Here is a 25,913-nt window from a genome sequence, read left to right on the forward strand (position 1 = left end):
CTAAAGACCACCAGCACCACCTACGATATCCCAAATTTGTTGTTGCAGCGGTTCCAGTCCAAATCCTAAATAGTTCAACACCTCCGTATGCGAACCTCCGTAAATTGGCCAATGTTCGCCACAGTGATGTGAATAAATTTCATGCCCAGGCAACAACAAGGCAAGGTATGATGCCGTACTTCCGGTTGCACGATGCTCTTCTACGACAAGCAAACGATTAGACAAAGCACTTAATTCCTTCATGTAAGATTGAATACTTTGAATATCGATATAACATAAATGAGCATGGACAATAGCAGCGTTCTGTTGAACGATCTGCTTGCATAATTCCGTTGCTTGCTCCCCCACCGAAACGATACATATGGGGGCGCGAACACCAACCTCACCACCTTCGACAATGATTTCTTTACAGGATGTGTCCAATTGACGCTCCATACTAACAAAAGGATCATTTCTGGAAAGTCGGATGTAATACGGCTCCGCTGAAGCTGCCGCCTCCTGAATCACTGCTCTTGTCTCCTGTTCTCCGTGAGGACAAGCAATCCGCACCTGCTGCAACGATTGGACAATGGCAATGTCCTCCAGCGCATGATGCGTCGTGCCGAACCATCCCCCGGATACCCCCCCGTATGCCGCGACTACTTTCACATTTTTACCCATGTAACCCAGGGCAAGTTTCATACTTTCAGCGGCACGGAGGGCGGCAAAAGAGGCAAATGTGGAGAAAAACGGGACATAGCCTGCTTCTGCAAGTCCAGCGGCCATATCAATGCCTGCCATTTCCGCAATCCCGAAATTAAAGAAGCGCTCGGGATGCTGTTGTTGAAAGGGATGGTTTTTGCCACCTAAATCCGCCTCTATACACACTATTCGGTCGTTATGAACAGCAAGCTGAGCTAGCTCAGACTTATATGAATCCCTTGCCGACATCGTCATGTAAGACTCACCTTCCATCTATATGCCAACTTTTCCGATAACTTTACATAATGGGCTTCGGGATTCCCTTCGATTGCTGCTACCCCCTTGCCTTTAATTGTGGTCGCGAGAACAGCAGTCGGCTTTTCAGGGTCAGGTTCAATTGCGGCAAGAATATGCTCTACATGGTGGCCATCTATTTCTGTTGTCACAAAACCAAACGCTTCAAAACGCTGCCGCAAATTGCGGATCGGGGAGATGTCATGAACATATCCGTCATTTTGTCCCCCGTTACAATCGACAATATAAATAAAATTGCGCAGTGCTTGTGCTTGCACGATCTGAGCCGTTTCCCAGCAGAGCCCTTCTTGCAGTTCTCCATCCCCGCCGATTACTATGCCTAATCCGTTCGTTTGTCTCAGCTTCTGCGCTAATGCCCAGCCTGCCGCATAAGCAATCCCGTGACCGAGGCTTCCCGTGGCAAATGGAATGCCTGGCAATTTGTGATTCGGATGACCCGTAAATAGAGACCCTGCTTGTCCGTAACTTTCAGCTGGATTTTGTTTCACAATCCCATTTACATACAAAGCGGCATATAAGGCCGCAGCCGCATGTCCTTTGCTTAAAATAATAGCCGTATTCGGATCTTGCCCATACTTCGCATACGCGCCAATTAAAAGATCAATCGCAGACAGACTTCCTCCGATATGGCAGCCTGTAGCAGAAGCGGCCATATCAATAATTAAGTTTCTTGCTTCCTTGGCTCTTGCTTGAAGCAAGGAAATCTCCTCTGTCTGCTCACGCCAGTCAAACTGTTGGGTAGCTATCGTCGTATCCCTCATCTACGCCTCCAATTGCAACCGAAACCATTCGGTTACCGCGTCTTTTAGAATCGATCGAGTTGCTGCTGCTTCTTCGTAATGGAGGTATTCATCATTCGTATGATCCAGACTGGAATCACCAGGACCATACGCTACCATTGGAACTGTACTCCATGTTGTTGCTAATGTGTTCATATCACTCGTTCCACGCTTCTTCAAATAATGTATCGATTTTCCACGTTTGGCAAAGCTGCGTACAAAAGCTTTTACTAGTGAACCCGAGCGGGCATTAGCATAGCCAGGTGTCGCACGCAGCACCTCAATTGTCACTTCTTTCTTAAATGTCAAGTCGAGCTGGTCCGCATACCCATTCCCCGCCGCTGGCGACACTCTGAAATTCAAAATGGCTGTTACCGTAAGAAATCCTTTTACTTGTTCAAAGTTGATGTCAATGAGCGATGACAGGGATTGGGCATCGATATCACGAACACGCTGCCGTATTTCCGCTGCAACCTGATACAATTCGTCGATAACACTTATGGTATCTTTGGCTGCGGTGTGCTCCTGCGCCCGCTGAATGGTGATCCGCAGCTTAAACAAACCATAGTAACCAAGTGTCAAGTTGTCCTCTCCACTAGGTTCCCCAATAATAACTGCATCTGCGGAATACTGATCACGAATGAAGAAGGCCCCCTTGGATGACGATATCTCTTCCTCCACAGCTCCGATGACAAGTAATGAGCCATGCTCAGGGACATCAACGTCTTGCAGCATATGAACAAAATTAACGAAGCAGCCTTTCGCGTCCACGACACCTCTACCTGTAATTCCGTTTGTGTCCGAGCGAACAGGCCATACATGCGGCACTGTATCGATGTGTCCTAGCAAAAGCAGTGTGTGTGGACCGCTCCCTTTTCTGAATACGATGTTGCCAGCTTCATCTATCGTGCCTGACACGGAGGGTAGCTGGATCGCATCCAATAAATATTGGGCCAGCTCGTGCTCATCTTGTGAAACAGAAGGAATGCGTGCAACTTTGTTCAGCAGATCAACGGAAGCCAACTCTCGGCTTACGTTCCAGAACCACGTCTTGCTGCCCTCTAACGTATGTGGGCCTGAGATGAAGACATCACAAGCGCCCTCCAAAATAGCGAGCTGCGCTGCACGCACCTTCTGTTTCATTCGTCCTTGAACAAAACTTAATTCATCATCGGTATACAGATCTGAAATCGTGGACGTCTGATCATGAACATCCAGAAGTAAACCAGGAGTACCTGTTACAAAGCGCAAATGATGGGCGTCCAGTTCAACCGCTAAATGAGCAGCGAGTACATCCGCATCGATATTTATGTACGAATCTAACACAGGATCAAAAATTGGCGGTGTCAGGCACACCACATCAAACGCGTCTAAAGCTGCCCGTAAAAAGGACGAGTGACTGCTTGTGAAATGACCAAATAAAGAATCACGGATAATTACCGTTCGTTCATCCTTAATGGCCTTAATTCGTTTGGCCTTCTGCCCTAAGACTACACCGTGATCGCCGCCAAGCTGGGCATAAACGGACAAACCGTAACTTTTTAACTGCTTGTTAAGGGGTGACACAATATGCTCCTCATAAGCTTCACGGATAATGGGCATTTCTTCAGGCGCACAGTACCTCACCTCATCTCCCGATGGCAATGTCAGAAAAGGCATCGGACGCGAGATCGATTCATATTTAAGCCGGATAGCTTCTGCGCCGCCTGCCACAAGCAGTACCTGATGCCCGCGCTTTACGATGCGACTAATTTCCTCAAAAATAGCAGGGTGATGCACAATCGTACTGCTGCCTAGCTTGATTACATATAGACTTCGGCTGCTCATTAAGGCCACACTCCTTCACCTTCAAATTGCAGACCTGTCTCCTCGTCAAAGCCAAAGTAAAGATTTGCTGCCTGAACCGCCTGACCCGCAGCACCTTTAATCAAATTATCAATTGTCGCAATGGATACACAGCTTTGCCCTTCTACATACGCACCAATTTCAGCGTAATTTGTACCGATTACCGTTTTTATCATCGGTGAACCACCGCCCGATTTGAAATAATGAAGAAAGGGCTTAGATGCATACGTGCTATAGAAGGCTTTCTTCACATCGACGGCGCTTACCCCCTCCTTTAGCAAAGAATAAGAAGTGGCCATAATACCACGAGGCAAATCGAGACTATACACTGAAAATTGCAACGTCACCGTGTGTTGAAGATGGCTGCTGAGCGCATGTTCAACCTCTGGTTTATGACGGTGACCATGAACCTTATAGGCCCTAAAGTTATGGGCGCGCTCGGCATGGTGCTCGGTTGTTGCTTTGCCGCCACCGCTTGAACCTGTCTTCGCATCCGTTATGACACGTGGCTCTATAAGATCGTGCGCAACGAGTGGATAGAGCGTGTACAACGTTGCCACCGCCATACAGCCTGGCAAATTCACGATCTTCTTTGTGAGATCAATTGGACTAAACTCGGGAATGAAGTAATGCCAGCCGCCCTCAAAAGGGTGCTTTAGCGTTTCTGGATAATGTTGCTGTAATTGATCAGAATCCGCTAAGCGATAATCCCCGCTAACATTAAAAATGTAATCCGTATGCTCCGCTACATGTTCGACCACTTTAGGCAAAGCGCCTGTGGGCAAACATGAGAAGATGGCATCGTAATGGCCGCTCAATTCGGCTAGTTTACTGAATTTAAGAGGGCTCGGCTTTTTTTTATGAATCGAGCTTATAAAATACTTATCGACCGGCTGACCGGCTTTCGACTCTGATGATACAAAATCAATGTCAAACTGCGGATGCTTGCCTAGCAACCGATACAGTTCAGCGCCAGTGAACCCGCTACCGCCTAAAATAGCTACTCGTTTTTTTCGGTTATCGGTTATGTTCATCCTAATCTGGCGTCCCTTTCATACAACACTTTAAGGTTATCGCCCCGCTCCACCAGCTTGCGAATGATATGCGGGTTCGCATCAATCTTCTTAAATGCCAACGCGTAAGCGACTATCCGTTCATATTCGATAGGTGTCCTTAATTCCCGGCAGATCGTCAAGCTGTTGCGCAGCATGTTGAGTGTGACGGGAAATCGATCAAGCTCATACCCAAAGTCTTTACGATCGGATAAGGTGAAGGGATATCCCTTGCCAAAGCCTTTACGATTTTTAAAGGGAAGATGGCCCGGGATCGGTACGTTTTGCCACTCTCTGGCATAAACGCCTTCTGCATTTATGAGCTGTTGAACAGCATCTTTTACGCGATAATCTTCAAGATCATCTAGTCCAAGACGTTCCGGTGATAATTTAACACGGTACATGTTATAACTGTGCTTGTACCCATCAGGCACGAACGGTCCACTGAACAGCTTTGTCTCTGCTAACGCATTCGTCAAATATGCCGCATTCCGTGCACGAATAGCATCATAATACGGCAGGCGCTCCAATTGACTCAAACCAAAGGCGGCAGCGATCCAGGACATGCGGTAGTCGATGCCCGATGCATCAAGAAAATGAAGCGCACGTTCATAATCTTCCTTCTCTTTAAAAAAGGCAATGCCGCCTTCCCCGCCTACGGGGAAGTTTTTGTCCGCCATTAAGCTTTGACCTGCACTATCGCCTATCGAGCCTGCCACTTGTCCGTGGATAGAGGCCGAATGGGCATGGGAGGCGTCTTCGACAAGACGCAGCGAGTATTTGTCTGTCAGCCGTCTCAAGGCGGATAGATCGGCTGGCAGTCCATGCACATGCACAGGCATAATCGCTTTCGTCTTTTTCGTAATGGCCTTTTCTGCTTGTACAGGATCTAAGCCATATGTGATCGGGTCAATATCAACGAATATCGGAATCGCTTTGGCAGCTACAACCGCCTGCGCCGTAGCAATAAAGGTGAACGCAGGCACAATTACCTCATCCCCAGGCTGAACACCAACACCAACAAGTGCGAGATGCAGACTTGATGTGCCGCTTGCTGTGGCAATTGCGTAATTAGCGCCGACGTAGCGGCGATAAGCTTCCTTAAATTCATCTACGACCTGATCACCATCTTGTTGGATCGAGACAAACATTTGAATGACGTCTTCCTTCGTAATAATCGGAAAATTCGTCCGACGCACGTCTTCAGGAATAACCGCTGGCCCACCCTCAAAAGCCAATAGTTCTTCAATCAAATCATCTGTTGGCAAATTAAGCGGCTTGTGAATAAAATCAGTCTTCATTAGGCTGAATTCCTCCTTAATAGTGCTATTTTCACACATGCTGCTACGAGCGGGCTTAGCCTGTAGTTGAATTGTGCTGCTGGTTGCAGCTCAGGTTCACTTTCTTCCTGCGTCCACATCGTTTGCAGATCAAAGGCGCCGAATATTTTTAATCGCTCTGCCTTTTTCCATATGTTCTCGTCATGAACTGCAATTGCGGCAGCAGGTCCGAAACCTAATGGTGTAAAATCAAGTACAAGCACAGGAGCACGTTTGCTCTTTGCCGCAAGCAGCAGATTCAATTCATGCAGATTGTCCCACGTCACAGCCAATGATGTATAAGCCAGCTCTGTTTGTAGATCTGATACGTGCGTAATGCCTAGCCACCGTAAAAACTTTTGTTCCTGTTCACTTGCAAGCTCCAGTCTTACTGTCGATTGATATACGATATCCTGACCCCACAAGGCACCGTGAAGCGCCCCTGTGTAACTGTTAAACAACGAAACATAGGTCGCACCTGTCAGCTTGGCAATACTTTTCTCCAATCCTTTTAATTCATGATCATTTTTTTCGATGCTCATAATGACACCGGAATTCAGCACTCGCGACAGGACAAAGGATAAAGGGAAATACTGTTCTTTTTGAATGACGCTCTTGGCTTTCGTTAACGTCTCAACCATTCTTTAATATACCTCCCTGAATACTAGGATTTAGTAGTGCAGTTCACCCTGTTTTCTCGCCCTAATACATCCCTTACATAATGTGCAATATGGGATGCCACATCCACTCCATGTATTTTCCACGATTTAGCGAACTCAGGATTTTGATTCACTTCACAGACGACGTATCGCAAATGTTTATAATCAAAAAACAAATCTGCGCCATATATGCCTTCGCCTAACACATCAACTAATCGTTCACAAATGGCAAGGATCTCGTCGTTCATCGTAAGCAGCTCAATATCTGCGCCGAGATGCGTATTAGTTTTCCAGTTTTCAGTGGAGACACGACGAAATGCGACAATTGGTGTCCGGCCGACAATGACGACACGGATATCATAATCGCCCTTCTCCACATATTCCTGTACGAGCACAGGAAAGGATTGATGACCTGGATCTACAGACTCACGTGCGGCTATCCATCCCTCTAGGCAATCTTTTCCTGTTATTCTTGCAATCCCTCTTCCCCATGAAGAGGTGGCTGGTTTAATAACACATAAGTCGCCGTACGCCTGCAAAGCAGCAAACAACTTTGCAGGCGTAAACGCTATTTTAAAATGGGGCTGGGGAACCCCGAATTTCTCAAACACGATCGCTTGATGGATCTTATTGGTGCAAATGGTGATTGCGCGGGTTGAATTAACCGTATCCAGTCCAGCTAACTCCAGCAGGCGGGAGCGATTCATCGCGCTTTTCTGAGAAAGACAACGAATAAGTGCAAGTCCAAATGATTGTGCATCAGAGCCCGCTAAAGGCAACTCCATCGAATCCAGATTCACTTGTACATGAATGCCTAGATCGCCAAGATGATCCATAATACGCTGTTCTTCCTCTCTCAGCTTTGTCACACATAATAAAACTGCACGGCTTTGATCCATGTTAGTTTCCTACTCTCCCCAAGTTTCTTCAATCTCTGGAGCAAGAGCAATCGTGACAAGATTGGCTTCGACTTGAACCTCGTGCTCTTGACCGCATGCAACACATTCCACAATCTCACCTGTCGTTGCGCGTTCCTCTACTTCAATTTCCGACTTGCATACGAGACAACTTAAATCTGCCATTTTCCTACACCTCCATTGATTTGTAAAACGGTTTATTATAACGGAATTAATCCCTTATAACCTATTTGGTTACGATATCCCACTGATTTACCTGATTAAATGTTCCTATGTTTAAAGGTTTACCTGTAAGCACCTGTTTGGAAACGACCTGCAAGCGCTTCTCGGAATAGACAGCTAACGTTGGGACTTCATCATGCAGCACTTCTTGTAATTGATCGTAAATGACATGACGCTTCTGTTCGTCAATTTCTTGCTCTCCTTTTAGAATCAGCTCATCGACGAGTGGATGATGATAACGAATCACACTGTCGGGATCATTACTTCTGTAAGTTGTAAAATACAGACTCGGTTCAATATAATAATCTCGTGTGAAAATCGTAACGTCATGTTCGCCCTTCTCCACCTTATCGATTAGCGTTGGAAAATCAAACTTTTGTACGTCGATGTTCAGCCCTATTTGCTCCAAATTTTGCACTACAATGTCTGCTGCCTGTTCACGAACCTTATTCCCTACAGGAATGAGGAACGTCAGAGTGCGCTTGTAATCCCATCCCGCCTCCTGCAACAATTGCTTCGCCTTTTCAGGATTGTAATCATAGGGCTTAATCTTCTTGTTAAAATAAGGGTGGGAGCTCGGAATACCACCGTCAATAATTTCAGCCTGACCTTTTAGGAGCTGATTTACGATAAGCGGTCGATTTAATGCGTATGCGATGGCTTGACGCACCCGTTTATCGGGCAGCTTTTCTGTATTAAAAAACAGTTCAGCAGGTTCAGAAGCCGGCGCTGAAGTGACATGCACGTTGTCAAAACTTTTTACCTTGTCATATTCTGTTATTGGTACCAAACCGACAGGCAAAGAATTCATCTGAATTTCTCCGGTTTGCAGCTGCGCTACAAGATTTGCTGCCGGAAGCACTTTAATAAAGATACGGTCAATCTTAGGGACGTCTAGGTAGTAATTTTCATTTTTAGCAAGCTCCACATATTGCCCCTTCTGATAACTGGTGAATCGATAAGGGCCAATTGTGACCGTCGGTTTCTGGAAATATTCATGTGTGGACAGTTTCTCTGGATTTACATTTTTTAAAATATGAGCTGGCAAATAGTTGACCTTTACCCCAAAACGTTCGTTAAAGACAAGTGGGTCGATCGGGGTTTTGGCTCTAATTTCGAAGGTTGAGGCATCAATGATGTGAAGTCCGGTAATGTCAGTTGTCTTTTCATCCAATTTACCAATCTCATTTAGTCCTTCTATAAATGCAAGCTTAAATGAGGTATCCACTTTCGGGTTAAGCGCAAGCTTGAGGGTAAATGCAACGTCAGCAGTCGTAAATGGAGTGCCGTCATTCCATTTCGCATTAGGTTTGAGCTTAATTTTGTAGGTTTGTTTATCCTTTGTCTCTATCGATTCTGCCAGCTTCGGTATAAATTGTGCGGTATCGGTGACGTCTAGCAGTGAATCGTTTAATAAGCTGATCGGAGTAAGTGAGGCCGAATTGTCTTGTGTATTAATCTGATTTAACGTAACTGGAGCATTGACAATGCCGATCGTTATTGTTTTTTTGGCGCTAGTATTACTCGTAATATCATTTGATGTTGGATTTACAGCCGCAACATTTGTTGGCTCTGTTTTACTGCATGCAGATAAGACTAGTAGTAGAATTATGAATAAAATAATTTGCTGTAGCCTAACAAGTTTTCTCATCGTTTCGCCCCCAGTTCGATATTACGTTATGTTTCAACAGGTTCACTTTGGATTGTGTTAAACAATTGTCTTAAGCATTTGAGTCAAGCATTTGCGTCGAGCGCATCACGAAGGCCATCGCCTACAAAATTAAAAGAAAGCACGATCAACAAAATAACGAAGCCAGCGGGCACCCACAACCAAGGTTGTTCCGTCAATACGGTCAAAGATTGTGCATCATGCAGCATGTTTCCCAAACTTGCCTGTGGCGACTTGATCCCCATACCAAGAAAGCTAAGACCGGCCTCGCTAAGAATGGTACCAGCAATTCCAAAAGTTGCATTTACGATAATAGGCGCTGCTGCATTCGGCAAAATATGTATGCATAAGATACGCGACGTGCTGTAACCTAGCGTAATACTAGCTCGGACATAATCCGTCTGTTTGATGGACATCACACTGCTGCGGACGAGCAGAGCGATAGTTGGCCACTTGAAAAGAGCAAGTACGAACATAATCGTAAATATATCAGCCCCTAGTACACTCACAATAACCAAGACGACCAGCATATAGGGAAAGCTTAAAAAAATATCCGTCATTCGCATAAGCAGCATATCAAGCCAGCCGCCAAAGTATCCAGCAAGCATGCCGATAAAGGAACCAAATAGGACATACATCACTACCGTTAAAATGCCAATGAGCAGTGATATCCTCATGCCGTAAAGGAGTCGACTTAACACGTCGCGCCCCACTTGATCGGTACCGAGCCAGTTCGTGAGTGATGGGGGTGCAGAGAAGGCTGCCGTAACTTCATTCGGCTGATAGGGGGCGAGCCAAGGTGCAAGCAGCCCGACGATGAGTAGCAGCAAAGTCGTGGTGCAGCCCCATACAGCCATTTTGTGCTTGAAAAATTTACGTTTCAGTTGTCCCGCATATGTCTCAATCATATAGTCGGCTTGTTCACTTGACTCCTTCTTTTCCGAGGCAGGTGCCTCTTTGCGCCATGATAGCTCCGACAACTTGGTTACGGACATGCTCACTCCCCCTCTCAACTGTACTTCATACGCGGATCAACTATTGCATACAGAATATCCATAACTAAATTGGTGGAAAGCACGATACAGGCTGCGACAATATTTAACCCCATTAATGTTGGATAATCCCGCGATAATAGAGCTTCCATCGTCAACTGTCCAATACCTGGCCATTGAAAAATTTGTTCAATGATAATACTTCCACCAAGCAGGAGGGGGATTTCAGTGCCTACTATTGTAATAATCGGAATTAGCGCATTACGAAGCGCATGCTTATGCAGAACGACCAGCTCGCTTATTCCCTTTGCACGAGCAGTACGTAAATAGTCTTGTTGCAGTACCTCCAGCATGCTCGCGCGAACGTAACGTACCTTTTTCCCTGCGATGGCAATCCCCAATACGAGAGCAGGAAGGATCAAATGGACGAGGATGTCACCGATACCTCCTGTTCCTCCAAGCGTTGTCATCCCTCCGGTTGGCAGCCATCCTAATTGAATGCCTACAATATAAATGAAGCCTAGTCCTAGAAAAAAGGGCGGAATTGACGTGCCAAGAAAGGCTAAACCGGTCAATACATAATCAAGTGTTGCATTTTGTTTAATGGCACTAATTACACCGATAGGGATAGCCAAGAGCACACCTAGCACTAAGGAGGTCGAAGCAAGCAGCAAGGTAGGCCCGATTCGTTCACCGATCATTTGCGAGACCGAGGCAAAGCTGCTATAGGAATAACCAAGCTCTCCCTTTAACAACCCACTTAGCCATTTGACATATTGCACATATAAGGGATCATTTAATCCAAGCATTTCCTTTCTGATTTCCAGCATTTCTTTAGGAATATTAGGATTAATTAACATGTCAACAGGGTTTCCAGGCGCCATGTTCATAATTAAGAAACTGAAGATAGTTATTCCGAAAAAGACAGGTATCGAAATTAACAGTCTGCGGAATATGTATCGCCGCATCATCACTTCTCCCTCCAAGCTTCACCTTATGCCAATGGATAGTGGCAGGAAACAGCATGCTCCCCCTCAGTAAGCGCAGGTTCGACAACTCCACAATTTGCTTGTGCATATGGACAGCGTGTATGAAAACGGCAGCCTTGGGGCGGCTCACCTGAACTGGGCATATCACCGGCATGAATGTATTCGTTAGCGCTCCTAAGCGTCGGATCTGGGGATGGAACGGCACGCAGGAGCAGTTGTGTGTAAGGATGCTTCGGCTGACGAAACAACTGCTGTGTGGGAGCCAACTCTACAATTTTGCCTAGGTACATCACAGCAATTCTCGTACTCATCTGCTTTACAGCACCCATACCATGCGTAATAAATAAGTACGTGAACTGTAGTTCCTCCTGCAAATCCTGCAACAAGTTCATCATTTGCGCCTGGATAGAAACGTCAAGCGCCGACAGCGGCTCATCGCAAATAATTAGCTTCGGTCGCAGCGCAATTGCCCGTGCAATTCCGATACGCTGACGTTGCCCGCCCGACAACTCATGCGGATAGCGCTCACCAGTTGAACGTGGCAAGCCAACCATCTGCAAAAGGGCTTCTACCTCACGTGCTGCTTCGCTTCGTCTGACCCGCTTATGTACTACTAATGGCTCCGCAAGCGCATCACAAATCCGAATGCGTGGATTGAGCGAGGCAAAAGGATCTTGAAAGATCATTTGGAGCTGCGTGCGCACAACGTTCAGCTTTTTCACAGTCATGTGCGTAATGTCTTCGCCCTCAAACAAAATCCTACCCGAATTTGGCTGCTCCAAGCGTATGATGGATCGTCCCATCGTTGATTTTCCACAACCCGATTCCCCAACTAATCCAAGGGTCTCGCCTTTGTATAGCGTCAGGCTAACATCATCTACAGCTTTGATGTGACCAGTGGGACGTGAAAATAGTCCCTTTTGTAATGGATAGTATGTTTTTAAATGCTCCACACGCAGCAGTTCGTTTTTGGTTTGTCGGCTAATTATTTCCGCTTGCAACGTCATACGGCTCCCCCGCTTATGTGGCCCGCCAATGAATCCTTTACGGTTGGCGGCACACTTTCGCTTGGCAACCAGCATCTCACCAGATGCTCATTGCCGACATTTTGCAAGGCCGGTCGTTGTTCACGACATCGACCAACTGCATGAGGACAGCGAGGATGATAGCGACAACCTGTCGGCATATGCTGTAGCGAAGGGACGGTTCCCGCAATTGCATCCATTCGCTTGCTGCTGTCGCGATTCAGATGTGGGATGGATCGCATCAATCCTTGCGTGTAAGGATGCTGTGGTGCTCGAAACAACGTAAATACATCCGCTGTTTCCACCACTTGCCCTGCATACATGACAACTACTTTGTCAGCCATCTCTGCCACAACACCTAAATCGTGTGTCACTAGCAGGATTGACGTGCCATCACTTGCTTGCAGCTGCTTCATTAGCTGAACAATTTGCGCTTGAATCGTCACATCCAGTGCGGTAGTCGGCTCATCTGCAATAAGCAGCTTCGGCTTGCATACAAGAGCTATCGCAATCATGACTCGCTGCCGCATTCCGCCGGACAACGTTTGGGGGTATTCCTTACTAATTACCTCTGGCCTTGGAATGCCTACCTTTCTTAACATATCTAACGCAACTGCTTTTGCTTGCTGACGTGACAGGTGCAGATGTAAGCGAATGGGCTCTTCCAGTTGCTCCCCAATCGGGATGACTGGATTTAACGAAGTCATCGAGTCTTGAAAAATCATTGAAATTTCATTACCTCGTAGTTTGCGCAATTCCGCGGAGGAGGCTTTCGTAAGCGAGAAACCATTAAATCGTGACTCGCCTTGACGAACGTAACCGCGCTTGCCAAGCAGCCCGATAAGAGATAAAGAAGTTACACTCTTTCCGCAGCCTGACTCGCCTACGATGGCTACAGTTTCCCCTGCTTTAATGTCAAAGCTGACTTCATCAACCGAAATAACATCCCCTTGATCGGTTCGAAAGGCGATCTGTAATCGTTCGACCTCCAATAACTTGCCCATTCGCATCACCTCACTTGTATAGAAACATTTTTGCTATCAGTCCATCCATACCATATATTTCACATGTGAATAGTCGTATTTAATTTAATTTCATTCAGCATAACTGAATATATGAAGCTTGTATAATAGAATAAATCTATTTAGGAATCGAAAAATTCTCGCTATTCACCGCTCCATTCCACAGCCATGTTGCATCTTTCACCTGAAAACGGTAGCTTTTAACTACAGCATCTCCCTTAATGATATCTTTGTCATACGCACGCTCGAAACCCAAGCGCTCATAAAGCAGTGCAGCTGCGCTCATCACTTCGGATGTATGAAGATGCAGCACGTCAGCGCCCCATTGGTGCGTTCGCCTAATCCCTGCCCATACTAATTGTGTTGCGACTCCGTGCCTTCTGACGGTGTTTGCTACTGCCAATAAGCGCATAACTGGCGTCGTAATGTTTAATTGCGGCAACCCATAAGCCGCCTCTGAAGATTCATACAGAAATACACTGCCGACAACTTTGCCGTCCAATTCGGCAATAATACGAGCCTTTACTCGGCTATTGCTCACGGAGTCCATAATTTCCTCTCGGTACTTCTCCCATCTCTCTTTTGGAAGCAGCTTTTCGTATTGCGCGTAGGCATCGAGCAGAACAGCCTTAACAGCTTCCAAATCCGCTACCTTCGCATCACGAATCGTAATGGCTCCATCTGGCATGGTGTGCACCTGCTTTCTTTCTTAGTGAACAAATCAAATCGGGCAGCTTGAATTGCGTACTTCATTATTTTTGAGCTTAATCCGGTCAATTTGAGCGAGATGAGTCTCAACATGTGAAATAAAGGCATGTATGACGGCTGCCAAACTAATCACCTCACCTTTCCAGTTCACACCTGATTTTGACCAGTCATCTGCTGACAATCGTTGAAACAGTGCACTGTGATAATCAAGCAGCGCCTTAAATAGCTGCATCGCGTCTGCCGCTGTACCCTCGTTTGCCTTTTGCCCTGCCACCCAAGCATCCTGACTAAAGATGGGCAATTGAACGTCCGAACCCGATAATATTTCGCGTATCCGAAACGACACGATTACACTATGATCCACTAAGTGAGCAAGCACTTCTGTTATACTCCACTGCTGCGGGGAGGCCTTCCATGTCAAATCTTCATCCGTCAAGCCTGCAATCGCTTCTTTTAGCTTCTCATACGTGTTTAAATACGACTCCGCTTCGGGTTTCACTCGTAATTGACTCATCCTGTTCCTCCTGCTCCTTCTTTGTTATGCCGTTAGTTCCTCAAACACTTCCTTTAACAACGTAAAGGAACGTTCCCGCTTTTCATAATTACTGACTATCGTAGTAAAAATAAATTCTGATACGCCATACTGCGCCTGTAATGCTAATACACGTTTCTTTACCGTTTCCTTTGTGCCCTTCGTAATGTCAGCATCGCGTACTTCGGCAGTGTACGATTCCCCCGCCTGCCGTGCAAATTCTTCCGCTTGTTCCAAGGAGCTCACGTTAATCGTCTTGCCGCTCGCCAAGGTGACACGGACACTTTTCAAATCGCCTGCTAGGCTGGCGGCCTCTTCCTCTGTATCCGCAGCAATAACCGATATGGCAAGAATAGTCCTTGGCTCGGATTGACCCGCCGAATTATATTTCGTCCGATACGTATGAAAAGCTTCAAGCGCCGCCTCCGGATCGTTATTAATAAATAACGCAAATACATAAGGCAGGCCGCGTTCAGCAGCTAGTTCTGCGCTGGATACACTTGTACCCAGAATATACAAATCAGCCGGCCGTTCTGGCAGCGGACTGGCTCTCAAGCCAGCGAGCGAATGTGTATCCTTCGCCGGTCCAAGCAGCAGATCCTCGAGTTCAGTCAGTTTTTCTTCGAGTTTACGTGGATCTTCTGTATACTGTAGAGCTTTCGTAGATCGCGGTAGACCACCTGGCGCACGGCCGATACCTAAATCGATCCGCCCTGGTGCCAATGATGCCAACAAGTTAAAGTTCTCAGCCACTTTATAAGGGCTATAATGCTGCAACATAACCCCACCTGATCCAATTTTAATACTGTTCGTATGTGCAAGCAGATGCGCGATCAGAACTTCAGGCGACGATCCTGCATACTGGCTCGAATCATGATGCTCAGACACCCAGAAACGTTCATAACCAAGTAACTCAGCTAAACGTGCAAGCTTGACGGTATTGGCAAGTGCCTCACTAGGTGTTTGTCCAGGGAACACAATACTTTGATCTAATATCCCGATCTTTAATGTCATAGTTCGTTACTCCTAACGATTAGTCGATTAGTCATATATTTAATGATTGTGGTAGCATTGCGCTACGTCACACCACCTTCTTTATGTAATTGAAGCCGCTTCTCCACCATTGTGGTCAGCCTTTCAATCAAAATCGTTAATGACCAATAAATGATCGCTGCTGCAATGTAAGACTCAAGAAACTTCCAGTTGGAAGAAGCTATAATTTGAGATTTGGCGTTAATATCAACTACAGAAACGGTAAAAACAAGCGTTGATCCATGCAGCATGCTAATGGTGCTGTTCGACAAATTTGGCAGCACAATTGCAAAGGCTTGTGGGAATACAATTCGACTTAGCGCTTGCGGTGTTGTCATGCCGATAGCATAAGCGGCTTCAATCTGTCCCTTATTGACGGCGAGCAAACCTGAACGGACCACTTCTGACAAGTACGCCCCTGCTGTTATGGAAAACGAAATATAAGCAAATGCAATCATCGGGATCGAGATGGATCGGAAAGACCAACCGAACTGGGCTGAAAGGGAGTCTACAAGAATGGGAAGCCCGAAGTAGATAAGCAGAAGATGAATCAGCATAGGCGTTCCACGAACAAAAGTGACATACGATGCAGCCACATAATGTAATACAGGAACTTTGTACAATCTGATCAAGGCTACTATCGTGCCTATGAACAGTCCGCACAAAATCGATACTGCTGTAATGGACAACGTCGTTGGAATGGCAGCTATTAATTGCAGCAGCGCTGTTCCAATAAAGGAGAGATCAAGCTTCATAAACCCGCCTCCTCTTTGCGAATTTTAACGGTAACGGCCATAAAGAGACGGACGAACACGTTGCTGCTGCGTTTCGTTGGGTTACTAGAGTCCGTTATGGCTTCATGACGCAGAAGCCGTTTTTCGATGTGCTTAAACCCTTTCTCAAGCGCCAAGCTGATCATGAAGTAAACTACCGCAAGCGAAATGTATATTTCAGCAAAGCGGTGTGATATCGTTCCGAGTGTTTGGGCCTTTCCCGTTATTTCCATAATGCCTAATGTAAACGCAAGTGAAGTGTCTTTTAAATTACCGATAACTACGTTTGCGAAGACTGGTACCGAAATGGCCAGTGCCTGTGGCTGCACAATACGACTGAAAGCTTGAAAGCCATTCATGCCTACGGCGTAAGCAGCTTCAATCTGTCCCCGATCCACTGCCGCAACAGCTCCACGAATCACTTCAGAAATAAAAGCGCCGCTGTGCAAGGAGTAAGTTAAAATAACGAAGTAAAGCGCAGATATTCTGGACACGTCAAGTTGAAAAAGCTTTAGAAATTCTGGCACACCGTAGTAGAACAGGAAGAGCTGAATAAGAATCGGTGTACCTCTAAAAAACGAAACATATATTTGCGACAGCTGCTGAAGAATTGGGATACGATAAAGTCGAGGTAGCGCAACAAGCAGTCCCAACAGCAGACCGAGCAGGATCGAGCTGGACACAATAACCAACGTAACTTTTAAAGACGGAAGCAGCTTTACAACGTATTCCAATACATAGGCAATTTCAAATGGATGTTGGCCCATCTCTCGTTCTCACCTTCCTGGCAGGGACATCTCGTTCGCACATAGCTGACTCCTTACTTAGAAAAGTCTTGGCCAAGCCATTGCGTGCTTAATTTACTAAGTGTGCCATCCGCTTTAAGTTCTTTAATCGTGGCGTCAACAGTATTGGCAAGCTCCTGTGATGCAGCATCACTTTTACGGAATACGTATAAAATGTTGCCTTCATTTAAAGCATTTCCTACTGTTTTCAGTTTCCCCTGCGGATCTTTAAGCGGAAGAAGGAAGTCCGCCCCGATCGTTGCATCTACACGTCCTGAAGATACTTGCAGCACTTCGTCATTGGCATCGTTTTGCTGGTACACGATATTAATCGCATTGTTGTGCTCCTTGTTATAATTTTCAAGAATTTGAGCTTGGGCACTAGTTGGACCGATGAGCACTTTTTTGCCTTTCAGATCATCAAGCGACTGTATAGATTCCTTGTTATCGGATGCAATGATGATTTTGTTTCGCCAGTAGGCGTAAGGCTCTTGGTTAAATAGAAACTTTTGTTCACGCTCTGGATTTTTCTCAAATAAATGTGCTGCTAGATCAATTTTTTTAGTTTCCAGACTAAGCAATATGTTTGCGAAATCCATCGTTTGAAACTCGAATTCATATTGGGGAAGACGTTTATCGATCTCTCGGATTACCTCTACGTCATAACCTGTAAGCTCACCTTTTTCATTGATAAAAGCAACTTGCTCAAAATCACTCCCTGTACCAACTATTACCTTTTTAATTTCCGTGGCCGAATTCGTTGCAGTTGAGGATGCAGTGCCGCTAGTTTTGCCGTTTGTGTCCTGCAAATCACTCCCGCAGCCGGATACAATAAAGACAAAACCAAGTACAATTGCAAACACGGATAATTTTCGCATAAACGTATGCCTCCCATGATTTCATTTCATAAACTTATTATTCCTAGTGGATAACTAAGATTAAGATTGAAATTACTTTAGCACCTGACAATACGCGCGGTCAATGCATTCGATAATAGATAAATTCTATATGTAAATTCAATTGTTCAATAGTTAATCTATTTCCGCGTACAGGGCGATGAAAGTATTGCACAAATAAAAGCGCAACATATTAAAACCAATTTTACTTCCAAATGTGATACAACTAAAAAAGAATGAAGATCGTATGATTGGAGGTACTCCGTTGATGACTGAACGTCAGGAGTTACAAGCTGAGGAAATAATAATAGACGTGCCTGCGCTTTTTAGATTCGATCAAAATGTTAACTACTTATCCCGCTCTGCCAATGAATGTATGCTGCACGTTGAGGATAAACAGATTATTAAAGCGATCCCGTTGAAGCAAGAGAACGTAATCGTAGCCATTCGCGAGGGGGATCATCAAACGCTAGCTGCTCGTATATGGGGTCTTAAATCTGCTGAAAGGATAGAGGCGAAGGAGGAGGTCGTTCAATACATTCGGAATTGGTTCGACCTTGATACTGATTTAGAGCCATTCTATCTTATGGCAGAGGGGGACACTTTGCTGCAACCTACCGTGGATTCCTTTTATGGTCTGCGAATCGTTGGCATTTCAAACCTGTTTGAAGCGATTTGCTGGGGTATTATTGGACAACAAATTAATCTTGCATTTGCCTATACGTTAAAGAGACGATTTGTTGAAAAATATGGAACACTTATAACACATAATGGATACGATTGTTGGCTGTTTCCCTCCCCGCAATCTATTGCCTCCTTATCCGTTAAGGAATTAGAAGCATTACAGTTTACTAGCCGCAAAAGTGAATACATTATTGGTGTGGCGCGTCTGATTGCAGATGGCAGTCTGAGTAAAGAACGTCTGTTGGCGACAGGCAGTTGTAAAGATGCTGAACGAATGCTCGTTCAAATTCGGGGCATAGGCCCTTGGACGGCTAATTACGTGATAATGCGCTGCTTGCGTCTGCAGTCAGCCTTTCCAATTGATGATGTCGGACTTCATAATGCCATTAAGCTTCGGCTTGCTATGGATCGGAAACCAACAAAAGATGAAATTATTAATCTGTCCCGTACATGGACAAATTGGGAGGCATACGCGACCTTTTACTTGTGGAGATGGCTATATTAAGTTAATGGCCAATAAACTGAAAAGCTCATAAAACAAAGAGCAGTCCCTGTAGCGGTTCGTTAACCGTCTGCAAGAACTGCTCCTTTAGCGACCATTTCTGTTCATATCGCAGCATGTAACATTACTTTGCCATTTCTACCTGTGGAAAGACAGCTTGATGTAGACACGTATCAAGTTCTTCCCTGTATTTTGTTTGCTGCTCAGCCGTCCAATCCAGATGAGCAGCCATAAAAGCTATAACAGGCTGCTTCCATTGGTGCACCCACTGGATATTAAAGAACAGTGCGCCTGTACGGCGAATGAAGAAATCAACCGGCTTCATCGTTAATTCCTCATGCATGGCGTACACAAGTGGTATGAGCACCTCTAGTGGTAGTCCACTGGCTGACGTTTGATCACGATAACGATCCACCAACTCGAAAAGGTCATCCACGTTAGAACCATAAGATTGCACCCAGCGTTTAGCTAAAGCAGGATCGAGTCCACGACGAACCCCCTCGTCCACCTTGTTCTGTATATAACGTGGGAATGCACTTGACCCTCCCACATGCCCACCAGAGATTGGCATTTGCTTCGTCTTGGCTGCAACAAAAGTGCGGCCATCTGCTTGCACCAGCAGGCGCATGACCAAATCAACTATCATTTCTGCCATCTTCCGATAGCCTGTCAGCTTGCCGCCTGCAATTGTAATCAGGCCAGATGGCGATTGCCAAATCTCGTCACGGCGGGAAATTTCGGATGCATTTTTGCCTTCTTCATAAATGAGCGGCCTTACCCCTGCCCAACTCGATTCAATATCATCAACTGTAAGCTTCACGGTTGGGAACATGTAAGCAATTGCATCCATAATGTAATCGCGATCTTCCTTTGTCATAACTGGCTGAACCGGGTCCGCTTTATAGAACGTGTCTGTTGTCCCTACGTAAGCCTTGCCATCTCGCGGAATGGCAAACACCATCCGCCCGTCTGGTGTATCAAAGTATACCGCTTGCTTAAGCGGGAACTTCGCTTGATCGATCACAAGATGTACACCTTTTGACAATTGCAGATGTTTACCTGTCTTGGAGTGATCTTTGTTCCGCAGCTCATCAACCCAAGGTCCTGCTGCATTAATTATTTTTTTGGCACGAAACTCGTGTGCATGTCCATTTAATTGATCAACGACTCGCACACCAACCATTTTGCCATCTTCGTATACAAATGAATCTACCTTCATATAGTTTAAGGCCAGCGCACCGTGATGCACAGCTTCCTTCATCACTTCAATCGTCAAGCGGGCATCATCTGTGCGATATTCTACATAATAACCGCCACCTAGCAGCCCATCTCGTTTTAAGAGCGGCTCACGTTTTAGCGTCTCTTGCTCTGCCAGCATTCGTCTCCGTTCACTACGCTTTACGCCAGCTAGAAAATCATAGACACGCAGCCCGATGCCTGTGCTGAACTTGCCAAATGTTCCCCCGCGATGAAGCGGCAGCAGCATCCATTCCGGAGTCGTTACATGTGGTCCGTTCTCGTACACAATCGCACGTTCTTTCCCTACCTCTGCTACCGTTTTCACATCAAATTGCTTTAAATATCGAAGCCCACCATGCACCAGCTTCGTTGACCGACTTGAAGTTCCGGCGGCAAAGTCCTGCATTTCGAACAATGCTGTACGTAACCCTCTTGTTGTAGCGTCCAAAGCAATTCCTGCACCTGTAATTCCACCCCCAATGACGATAACGTCAAGTGGCTGCTGCCCCATTCCTTCTATAATCGATTTACGCGCTGTTGCGGAAAATGTATTTAACATCTGATGGACCCTCCTGGTCATGGAAACGGTATATAATAAGAAAAACCGCAATAACACTACAGTTCTAGACTATAGTGCAATTGCGGTTTCTCTGCTCTCCAACCGAATCTAAATATTAACTTATTTAAAATTGTAACATAGTTGAGTCGTTATTTAAATACTTTTGTTGCCTCTATTGCTTTGTTCCAGCCGGCATAAAGTTCGGCTTGTTTCTCGTCTGGCATAGCAGGAGTGAACGTACGGTCAATGCTCCACTGCGCGGCGATCTCGTCCCGACTGCTCCAGAAGCCGACTGCCAGACCGGCAAGATAAGCCGCGCCAAGCGCTGTCGTCTCGTATACTTGCGGACATTCCACTGGTACGCCAAGCATATCACTCTGGAATTGCATCAGGAAATTGTTCTGTACCGCACCACCATCCACACGCAGCTTCGTTAATTGTATGGAAGAGTCAGCCTCCATCGCTGTAAGTACATCTTTCGTCTGATAAGCAAGGGATTCCAATGTAGCGCGAATAAAATGCTCTTTTGATGTTCCCCGTGTCAAGCCAAATATTGCGCCCTTAACTTCGCTATCCCAATATGGTGTACCCAGACCAACAAAAGCAGGCACAACGTACACACCGTCCGTCGAATCCACCTTGCTTGCGTACAACTCACTGTCTTTGGATTCTTTAATCATACGCAGTCCATCACGCAACCATTGGACGGCGGAACCGGCCACAAATACGCTGCCCTCCAGGGCATATTCTACTTTGCCATCAATTCCCCAGGCTATTGTCGTTAACAAGCCGTGTGAAGATTGTACGGCTGTTTCGCCAGTATTCATTAGCATAAAGCAGCCTGTGCCGTAAGTGTTTTTCGCCATACCTTGTTTAAAGCAAGCTTGACCGAATAAAGCGGCTTGCTGATCACCTGCCGCGCCTGCAATCGGAATTTCTTCACCGAAGAAATGGAAATCAGCTGTTTTGCCATATACTTCAGAGGACGAGCGCACTTCAGGCAGCATTTGTTTTGGAATCGTTAACAGTTCCAGCAGCTCGTCATCCCATTTTAATTCATGAATATTGTACATTAAAGTACGTGAAGCGTTACTATAATCTGTAACGTGTACCTGACCGCCTGTTAGCTTCCAAATCAGCCAAGTATCAATCGTGCCAAATAACAAATCACCACGTTCTGCTTTTTCTCTCGCACCCGGCACATGGTCCAGAATCCATTTTACTTTTGTGCCTGAGAAATAAGAATCGATTAGCAGTCCTGTCTTCGAGCGGAACAGTTCACTGTGCCCCGCTGCTTGCAGCTCATCACAGATGGATTTGGTTTGTCTTGACTGCCAAACAATTGCGTTGTATACAGGGCGTCCTGACTCCTTATCCCAAACAACCGTCGTCTCCCGTTGATTCGTAATGCCAATGCTGGCAATTTGACTTGGCTTGATGCTGGATTCGATCAGACATGTTGCGATAACCGCGAGGATCGTCCCCCATATTTCTTGTGCATTATGTTCTACCCAGCCTGGCTCAGGAAAAATTTGTGTAAATTCCTTCTGTGCCACATGAACGATATGTCCTTCTTTGTTAAAAAGAATAGCTCTTGAACTTGTAGTGCCCTGATCAAGTGATAAAATATATTTTTCCATGTGAGATTCCCCCGTTATCTTAATTTCAACATATATACCATCATTACGCCGTTCCACTATTTTTCATGCGCTGACCATTATTCCTCTATATTGAGGCTTGACGGCTTGTCCCTTTTGAGGAAATAAACAAGGAGAGGACAAGAATAACTGCTGCCACCCCTAACACTACCCATACCCTATAATCTGACGTGCTTAGAAATACATTTTTATAAAATAAACCGCCAAGTGCTCCCCCGAGCAATGGTCCGACAACAGGTATCCAGGCATACTTCCAATTAGAACTGCCCTTGCCTGCTATTGGGAGAATCATATGTGCAATTCTTGGCCCTAAGTCACGTGCTGGGTTGATCGCATAACCTGTCGTACCACCAAGCGATAGTCCGATGCTGACAATGAGGAAGCCCACAATAAGCGGATTTAAGCCGTCCGTGAATTTATTCGCTCCAATCGCCAAAATGCCAAGCACCAATATAAATGTACCAATCATCTCACTGATCAAATTGGAGAACGGATGATAAACAGCTGGACCTGTTGCAAACACACCCAACTTTGTTGCAGGGTCTTCAGTTAGTTTCCAGTGCGGTAAGTAATGTAAGTATACGATGACAGCACCTGCAATCGCACCAATCAATTGTCCGGCCATATAGGACGGTACGTCTGCCCAAGGGAAGCTGCCTATTAAGGCTAGTCCCAACGTTAGCGCCGGATTTAAGTGCGCCCCGCTGATCGATCCTACCGCATAAGCGGCAACGGCAACTGCCAATCCCCAGCCCATCGTGATGACGATCCAGCCTGAATTAGCTGCATAAGACTTCTTAAGTGAAACACCTGCACATACGCCGCCACCGAGTGCAATCAGAATCATAGTTCCGATCACTTCGCCCCAAAATGCTGACATATTAAACCCTCCTGTTGTCAATTATAGATGCGGTTAGGCGTTAAGAACACAAAAAGACCTACTATCAATTACACGCAGCTGCTCTAAACATATAGAGCTAAAGGCGTGTTTGAAAGTAGATCTCCAAGTCTCCGTAACGTTTATTAACTTAGTTCAAATTTTATTTTAAATTGAAAGCGTTGTCAATCACTTTTTTTCATACAATGTCCACAATTGTTTGTTTGAGGTGGTTACCGCTTCTGCTCCCGCCTGTAAAGCCAGCTCTACATCTTCATTTGTTGAAATAAAACCTCCCGCAAGAATCGGCAAATTTGTGCTTTGCTTTACCTTCCGAATGACGTTTGGCATGCCGCCTGGCAGCACTTCAATGACATCGGGCTGTGTATTCTGGAGCAGCTTGAAGCTTTTTTCTAACGCGCTGTTGTCAATCAAAAATATTCGCTGCACAGCAACGACACCTTTTTGCTTTGCTTTCTGAATCACGCTTGCTTTCGTTGATAGAATTCCGTACGGGCGATATTCCTGACAGAGGTATTCCGTTGCGTATGCGTCACTTTGGAGGCCTTGGATCAAATCAATATGCAGAAACAATTTTTTGTTGGCGCGGTGTACCATTTGACATGCATTTTTTAATTGAGCAACGTGCATATCAAGCAAGACCAAGTATTCGAAGGAGGAGGATACGGCTTTCTCCAGATCTTTCATTTGGCGTGAGGCGGGTAATATTCGTTGCTTGTAAAAATCCATAAGTTGAACCCCTTTTTGAACATCTCTATATGTGTGGTATATGCATAAAACTTTAATCCTACAATTGGATTAATCATATTTTTAAATAATAAGGAGGATCTATCCGTTATGCAAGAATTACTTCTGAATTATTTTTATCTTTCTTGATTTCCAGAAAAGAACAATACTTTTACCCGCTAATAGAAGCAATGAAGTAAGAGACAGGAGCATCCACGCACTTAGGTAACCGCTATCCTTATTATGGTTGTATGAATACAGCATTAAACAAGAAAAAAATAATAGTAAAAATCAAGCAAATACCCACTGCGGTTACTTAATTCGAATTAGAATAGAACTACGATGATACTAGCAAAACAACTTCGTTAGTAGCTTATATACAACCTTACCCCATGAGTGTATGTTCCTTCTCATTGCGAATGCATCGACACTTTATAAACATTTATGTTGATTAAGTGCCGTTTGTTTATTACACTTTAGCTATATCCTAAAGCCATCCGTACATCATACGGCCAATGGATTCAACAATGATAGGAGACAAGAGAGGAAGGGCGATGACATGCGTATAAAAGAAATTTTGCTGCAGACCCATCTTTTGCACGAAATGAAGCAATTTTATGGTGAACAGTTACAATTTCCAATAGAGAATGAGACAACAGATTCCTTCTCTATTCGAGCTGGAGCATCGAAGCTGACTTTTCAGCAATGTACTGACAATCAAAATTACTATCATTTTGCCTTTATGATACCTGGAAATCAATTGGATGAAGCAGGACATTGGCTGCAAGAAAGAGGAGTCATATTGTTCACCAAGGACAATCAAAGTCAATTCTTCTTTGAGGACTGGCATGCAACAGCATCTTATTTTTACGATCCGCAAGGTAATTTAGTTGAATTTATTGCCCACCATTCTCTGAACCATTTCGCAGAAACTATTTTTGAACACGACAGCATTATCCGTATAAGTGAGATCGGTCTGCCATTACTTTCAGTAGAACAGGAATTGCCGTACATATGTGATATGTTGTCTCAAAACATGTGGCGTGGAGATGGAAAACAATTTGCAGGTGTTGGCGACGCTGAAGGATTGTTGATTGTTATCGATATCAATCGGCCGTGGTTCCCAGATGGCAGAATGCCTCGTATATGTCCTACTAAGGTCGTATTAGAAGGCGAATCGGAACAGCACCTAAACCTACGAGGCCTGCCTTATCTGCTTTCATCAAAATTATGAGATTTCATGTATACACAAGGCTTTAATAAGTGCTGAGGTCGTTCGCATTAGATCGAACGATATTTCGTTTATAGAAAGGAAGCCCGCTGTCTATAACTCAGGGCTTCCTTTTTTGACGATTACTTATCAAATGTAGCTCACCTTGTAAACAATTAAATATACAAACGTCACTTTAAGTATGCATTTACGGGCAGCAACAAC

25 protein-coding genes are annotated in these 25,913 nt (G+C 45.3%); 2 read left to right on the plus strand and 23 right to left on the minus strand.

Annotated elements, in window-relative coordinates:
- The 19 genes from H509_RS0119395 to H509_RS0119485 form a co-directional block, all read right to left on the minus strand.
- On the minus strand, positions 1 to 936 hold the full coding sequence (locus H509_RS0119395) for a transketolase family protein (RefSeq protein WP_028546545.1): 936 nt from the start codon (positions 934 to 936) through the stop codon (positions 1 to 3).
- Positions 933 to 1,757, minus strand: a complete 825-nt coding sequence (locus tag H509_RS0119400; protein WP_084159296.1) for a 1-deoxy-D-xylulose-5-phosphate synthase N-terminal domain-containing protein — start codon at positions 1,755 to 1,757, stop codon at positions 933 to 935. The genes H509_RS0119395 and H509_RS0119400 overlap by 4 nt, the downstream gene beginning before the upstream one ends.
- Positions 1,758 to 3,602 carry a M20/M25/M40 family metallo-hydrolase gene (locus H509_RS0119405; protein WP_028546547.1) on the minus strand — a complete coding sequence of 615 codons (1,845 nt, stop codon included), beginning with the start codon at positions 3,600 to 3,602 and terminating at the stop codon, positions 1,758 to 1,760.
- On the minus strand, positions 3,602 to 4,654 hold the full coding sequence (gene argC / locus H509_RS0119410; protein ID WP_028546548.1) for an N-acetyl-gamma-glutamyl-phosphate reductase: 1,053 nt from the start codon (positions 4,652 to 4,654) through the stop codon (positions 3,602 to 3,604). Before argC ends, H509_RS0119405 begins: the two co-directional genes overlap by 1 nt.
- A complete protein-coding gene (locus H509_RS0119415; RefSeq protein WP_028546549.1) occupies positions 4,651 to 5,973 on the minus strand; it encodes a DegT/DnrJ/EryC1/StrS aminotransferase family protein in 1,323 nt (440 codons plus the stop codon). The genes argC and H509_RS0119415 overlap by 4 nt, the downstream gene beginning before the upstream one ends.
- Positions 5,973 to 6,632 carry a hypothetical protein gene (locus H509_RS0119420; protein ID WP_051287420.1) on the minus strand — a complete coding sequence of 220 codons (660 nt, stop codon included), beginning with the start codon at positions 6,630 to 6,632 and terminating at the stop codon, positions 5,973 to 5,975. The genes H509_RS0119415 and H509_RS0119420 overlap by 1 nt, the downstream gene beginning before the upstream one ends.
- A gap of 23 nt (positions 6,633 to 6,655) precedes the next feature.
- Positions 6,656 to 7,519 (minus strand): ATP-grasp domain-containing protein, encoded by an 864-nt coding sequence (locus tag H509_RS0119425; protein ID WP_245596193.1) that lies wholly within the window; start codon positions 7,517 to 7,519, stop codon positions 6,656 to 6,658.
- A 39-nt stretch (positions 7,520 to 7,558) separates the two neighbouring features.
- Entirely contained in the window at positions 7,559 to 7,732 is a 174-nt protein-coding gene (locus H509_RS0119430) for a lysine biosynthesis protein LysW (RefSeq protein ID WP_028546552.1), read from the minus strand.
- 61 nt (positions 7,733 to 7,793) lie between these two features.
- Positions 7,794 to 9,440, minus strand: coding sequence for an ABC transporter substrate-binding protein (locus H509_RS0119435; RefSeq protein ID WP_028546553.1), 1,647 nt, complete (start codon positions 9,438 to 9,440; stop codon positions 7,794 to 7,796).
- Between the two features lie 83 nt (positions 9,441 to 9,523).
- On the minus strand, positions 9,524 to 10,453 hold the full coding sequence (locus H509_RS26005) for an ABC transporter permease (protein ID WP_036698186.1): 930 nt from the start codon (positions 10,451 to 10,453) through the stop codon (positions 9,524 to 9,526).
- A 14-nt stretch (positions 10,454 to 10,467) separates the two neighbouring features.
- Positions 10,468 to 11,418, minus strand: a complete 951-nt coding sequence (locus H509_RS0119445) for an ABC transporter permease (protein WP_028546554.1) — start codon at positions 11,416 to 11,418, stop codon at positions 10,468 to 10,470.
- A gap of 26 nt (positions 11,419 to 11,444) precedes the next feature.
- Positions 11,445 to 12,446 (minus strand): ABC transporter ATP-binding protein, encoded by a 1,002-nt coding sequence (locus tag H509_RS0119450; protein ID WP_028546555.1) that lies wholly within the window; start codon positions 12,444 to 12,446, stop codon positions 11,445 to 11,447.
- Entirely contained in the window at positions 12,443 to 13,468 is a 1,026-nt protein-coding gene (locus H509_RS0119455; RefSeq protein ID WP_028546556.1) for an ABC transporter ATP-binding protein, read from the minus strand. The genes H509_RS0119450 and H509_RS0119455 overlap by 4 nt, the downstream gene beginning before the upstream one ends.
- A 136-nt stretch (positions 13,469 to 13,604) precedes the next feature.
- Positions 13,605 to 14,174, minus strand: coding sequence for a GNAT family N-acetyltransferase (locus H509_RS26010; protein WP_051287422.1), 570 nt, complete (start codon positions 14,172 to 14,174; stop codon positions 13,605 to 13,607).
- A 33-nt stretch (positions 14,175 to 14,207) separates the two neighbouring features.
- Positions 14,208 to 14,708, minus strand: a complete 501-nt coding sequence (locus H509_RS0119465) for a DinB family protein (protein ID WP_028546557.1) — start codon at positions 14,706 to 14,708, stop codon at positions 14,208 to 14,210.
- 24 nt (positions 14,709 to 14,732) lie between these two features.
- Positions 14,733 to 15,740: an LLM class flavin-dependent oxidoreductase gene (locus tag H509_RS0119470; protein WP_028546558.1), complete on the minus strand. Its 1,008-nt coding sequence runs from the start codon at positions 15,738 to 15,740 to the stop codon at positions 14,733 to 14,735.
- 62 nt (positions 15,741 to 15,802) lie between these two features.
- Positions 15,803 to 16,513: an amino acid ABC transporter permease gene (locus tag H509_RS0119475; protein WP_028546559.1), complete on the minus strand. Its 711-nt coding sequence runs from the start codon at positions 16,511 to 16,513 to the stop codon at positions 15,803 to 15,805.
- Complete coding sequence (locus H509_RS0119480; RefSeq protein WP_028546560.1) at positions 16,510 to 17,298, minus strand: amino acid ABC transporter permease; 789 nt, start codon at positions 17,296 to 17,298, stop codon at positions 16,510 to 16,512. Before H509_RS0119480 ends, H509_RS0119475 begins: the two co-directional genes overlap by 4 nt.
- Positions 17,299 to 17,351: 53 nt before the next feature.
- On the minus strand, positions 17,352 to 18,194 hold the full coding sequence (locus tag H509_RS0119485; RefSeq protein ID WP_028546561.1) for a transporter substrate-binding domain-containing protein: 843 nt from the start codon (positions 18,192 to 18,194) through the stop codon (positions 17,352 to 17,354).
- A gap of 286 nt (positions 18,195 to 18,480) precedes the next feature.
- Between H509_RS0119485 and H509_RS0119490 the strand changes: the two genes are divergently transcribed.
- The gene (locus H509_RS0119490; RefSeq protein WP_028546562.1) at positions 18,481 to 19,401 is read left to right on the plus strand and encodes a DNA-3-methyladenine glycosylase family protein; all 921 of its coding nucleotides are present in this window, start codon (positions 18,481 to 18,483) and stop codon (positions 19,399 to 19,401) included.
- 121 nt (positions 19,402 to 19,522) lie between these two features.
- Here H509_RS0119490 and H509_RS0119495 read toward each other — a convergent pair whose 3' ends face one another.
- From H509_RS0119495 to H509_RS0119510, 4 genes are all read right to left on the minus strand, one after another.
- Complete coding sequence (locus H509_RS0119495; protein WP_028546563.1) at positions 19,523 to 21,196, minus strand: glycerol-3-phosphate dehydrogenase/oxidase; 1,674 nt, start codon at positions 21,194 to 21,196, stop codon at positions 19,523 to 19,525.
- A 149-nt stretch (positions 21,197 to 21,345) separates the two neighbouring features.
- A complete protein-coding gene (glpK, locus tag H509_RS0119500) occupies positions 21,346 to 22,836 on the minus strand; it encodes a glycerol kinase GlpK (protein ID WP_028546564.1) in 1,491 nt (496 codons plus the stop codon).
- Between the two features lie 85 nt (positions 22,837 to 22,921).
- Complete coding sequence (locus H509_RS0119505; RefSeq protein WP_028546565.1) at positions 22,922 to 23,734, minus strand: MIP/aquaporin family protein; 813 nt, start codon at positions 23,732 to 23,734, stop codon at positions 22,922 to 22,924.
- Between the two features lie 186 nt (positions 23,735 to 23,920).
- The gene (locus tag H509_RS0119510) at positions 23,921 to 24,481 is read right to left on the minus strand and encodes a glycerol-3-phosphate responsive antiterminator (protein WP_028546566.1); all 561 of its coding nucleotides are present in this window, start codon (positions 24,479 to 24,481) and stop codon (positions 23,921 to 23,923) included.
- A 556-nt stretch (positions 24,482 to 25,037) separates the two neighbouring features.
- On the opposite strand from H509_RS0119510, the gene H509_RS0119515 reads away from it, so the two are divergent.
- Positions 25,038 to 25,712: a VOC family protein gene (locus H509_RS0119515; protein WP_028546567.1), complete on the plus strand. Its 675-nt coding sequence runs from the start codon at positions 25,038 to 25,040 to the stop codon at positions 25,710 to 25,712.
- The last annotated feature ends 201 nt before the right edge of the window (positions 25,713 to 25,913 follow it).

Origin of the sequence: Paenibacillus taiwanensis DSM 18679, assembly GCF_000425125.1 — a bacterium.
GTDB lineage: Bacteria > Bacillota > Bacilli > Paenibacillales > Paenibacillaceae > Paenibacillus_B > Paenibacillus_B taiwanensis.

Excerpts from the sequence above, each read along its gene's own strand:
- H509_RS0119395 (WP_028546545.1), bottom strand. The coding sequence starts at position 936 with ATGACGATGTCGGCAAGGGATTCATATAAGTCTGAGCTAGCTCAGCTT.
- H509_RS0119400 (WP_084159296.1), bottom strand. The coding sequence starts at position 1,757 with ATGAGGGATACGACGATAGCTACCCAACAGTTTGACTGGCGTGAGCAG.
- H509_RS0119405 (WP_028546547.1), bottom strand. The coding sequence starts at position 3,602 with ATGAGCAGCCGAAGTCTATATGTAATCAAGCTAGGCAGCAGTACGATT.
- argC (WP_028546548.1), bottom strand. The coding sequence starts at position 4,654 with ATGAACATAACCGATAACCGAAAAAAACGAGTAGCTATTTTAGGCGGT.
- H509_RS0119415 (WP_028546549.1), bottom strand. The coding sequence starts at position 5,973 with ATGAAGACTGATTTTATTCACAAGCCGCTTAATTTGCCAACAGATGAT.
- H509_RS0119420 (WP_051287420.1), bottom strand. The coding sequence starts at position 6,632 with ATGGTTGAGACGTTAACGAAAGCCAAGAGCGTCATTCAAAAAGAACAG.
- H509_RS0119430 (WP_028546552.1), bottom strand. The coding sequence starts at position 7,732 with ATGGCAGATTTAAGTTGTCTCGTATGCAAGTCGGAAATTGAAGTAGAG.
- H509_RS0119435 (WP_028546553.1), bottom strand. The coding sequence starts at position 9,440 with ATGAGAAAACTTGTTAGGCTACAGCAAATTATTTTATTCATAATTCTA.
- H509_RS26005 (WP_036698186.1), bottom strand. The coding sequence starts at position 10,453 with ATGTCCGTAACCAAGTTGTCGGAGCTATCATGGCGCAAAGAGGCACCT.
- H509_RS0119445 (WP_028546554.1), bottom strand. The coding sequence starts at position 11,418 with ATGCGGCGATACATATTCCGCAGACTGTTAATTTCGATACCTGTCTTT.
- H509_RS0119450 (WP_028546555.1), bottom strand. The coding sequence starts at position 12,446 with ATGACGTTGCAAGCGGAAATAATTAGCCGACAAACCAAAAACGAACTG.
- H509_RS0119455 (WP_028546556.1), bottom strand. The coding sequence starts at position 13,468 with ATGGGCAAGTTATTGGAGGTCGAACGATTACAGATCGCCTTTCGAACC.
- H509_RS26010 (WP_051287422.1), bottom strand. The coding sequence starts at position 14,174 with ATGCCAGATGGAGCCATTACGATTCGTGATGCGAAGGTAGCGGATTTG.
- H509_RS0119465 (WP_028546557.1), bottom strand. The coding sequence starts at position 14,708 with ATGAGTCAATTACGAGTGAAACCCGAAGCGGAGTCGTATTTAAACACG.
- H509_RS0119470 (WP_028546558.1), bottom strand. The coding sequence starts at position 15,740 with ATGACATTAAAGATCGGGATATTAGATCAAAGTATTGTGTTCCCTGGA.
- H509_RS0119475 (WP_028546559.1), bottom strand. The coding sequence starts at position 16,513 with ATGAAGCTTGATCTCTCCTTTATTGGAACAGCGCTGCTGCAATTAATA.
- H509_RS0119480 (WP_028546560.1), bottom strand. The coding sequence starts at position 17,298 with ATGGGCCAACATCCATTTGAAATTGCCTATGTATTGGAATACGTTGTA.
- H509_RS0119485 (WP_028546561.1), bottom strand. The coding sequence starts at position 18,194 with ATGCGAAAATTATCCGTGTTTGCAATTGTACTTGGTTTTGTCTTTATT.
- H509_RS0119490 (WP_028546562.1), top strand. The coding sequence starts at position 18,481 with ATGACTGAACGTCAGGAGTTACAAGCTGAGGAAATAATAATAGACGTG.
- H509_RS0119495 (WP_028546563.1), bottom strand. The coding sequence starts at position 21,196 with ATGTTAAATACATTTTCCGCAACAGCGCGTAAATCGATTATAGAAGGA.
- glpK (WP_028546564.1), bottom strand. The coding sequence starts at position 22,836 with ATGGAAAAATATATTTTATCACTTGATCAGGGCACTACAAGTTCAAGA.
- H509_RS0119505 (WP_028546565.1), bottom strand. The coding sequence starts at position 23,734 with ATGTCAGCATTTTGGGGCGAAGTGATCGGAACTATGATTCTGATTGCA.
- H509_RS0119510 (WP_028546566.1), bottom strand. The coding sequence starts at position 24,481 with ATGGATTTTTACAAGCAACGAATATTACCCGCCTCACGCCAAATGAAA.
- H509_RS0119515 (WP_028546567.1), top strand. The coding sequence starts at position 25,038 with ATGCGTATAAAAGAAATTTTGCTGCAGACCCATCTTTTGCACGAAATG.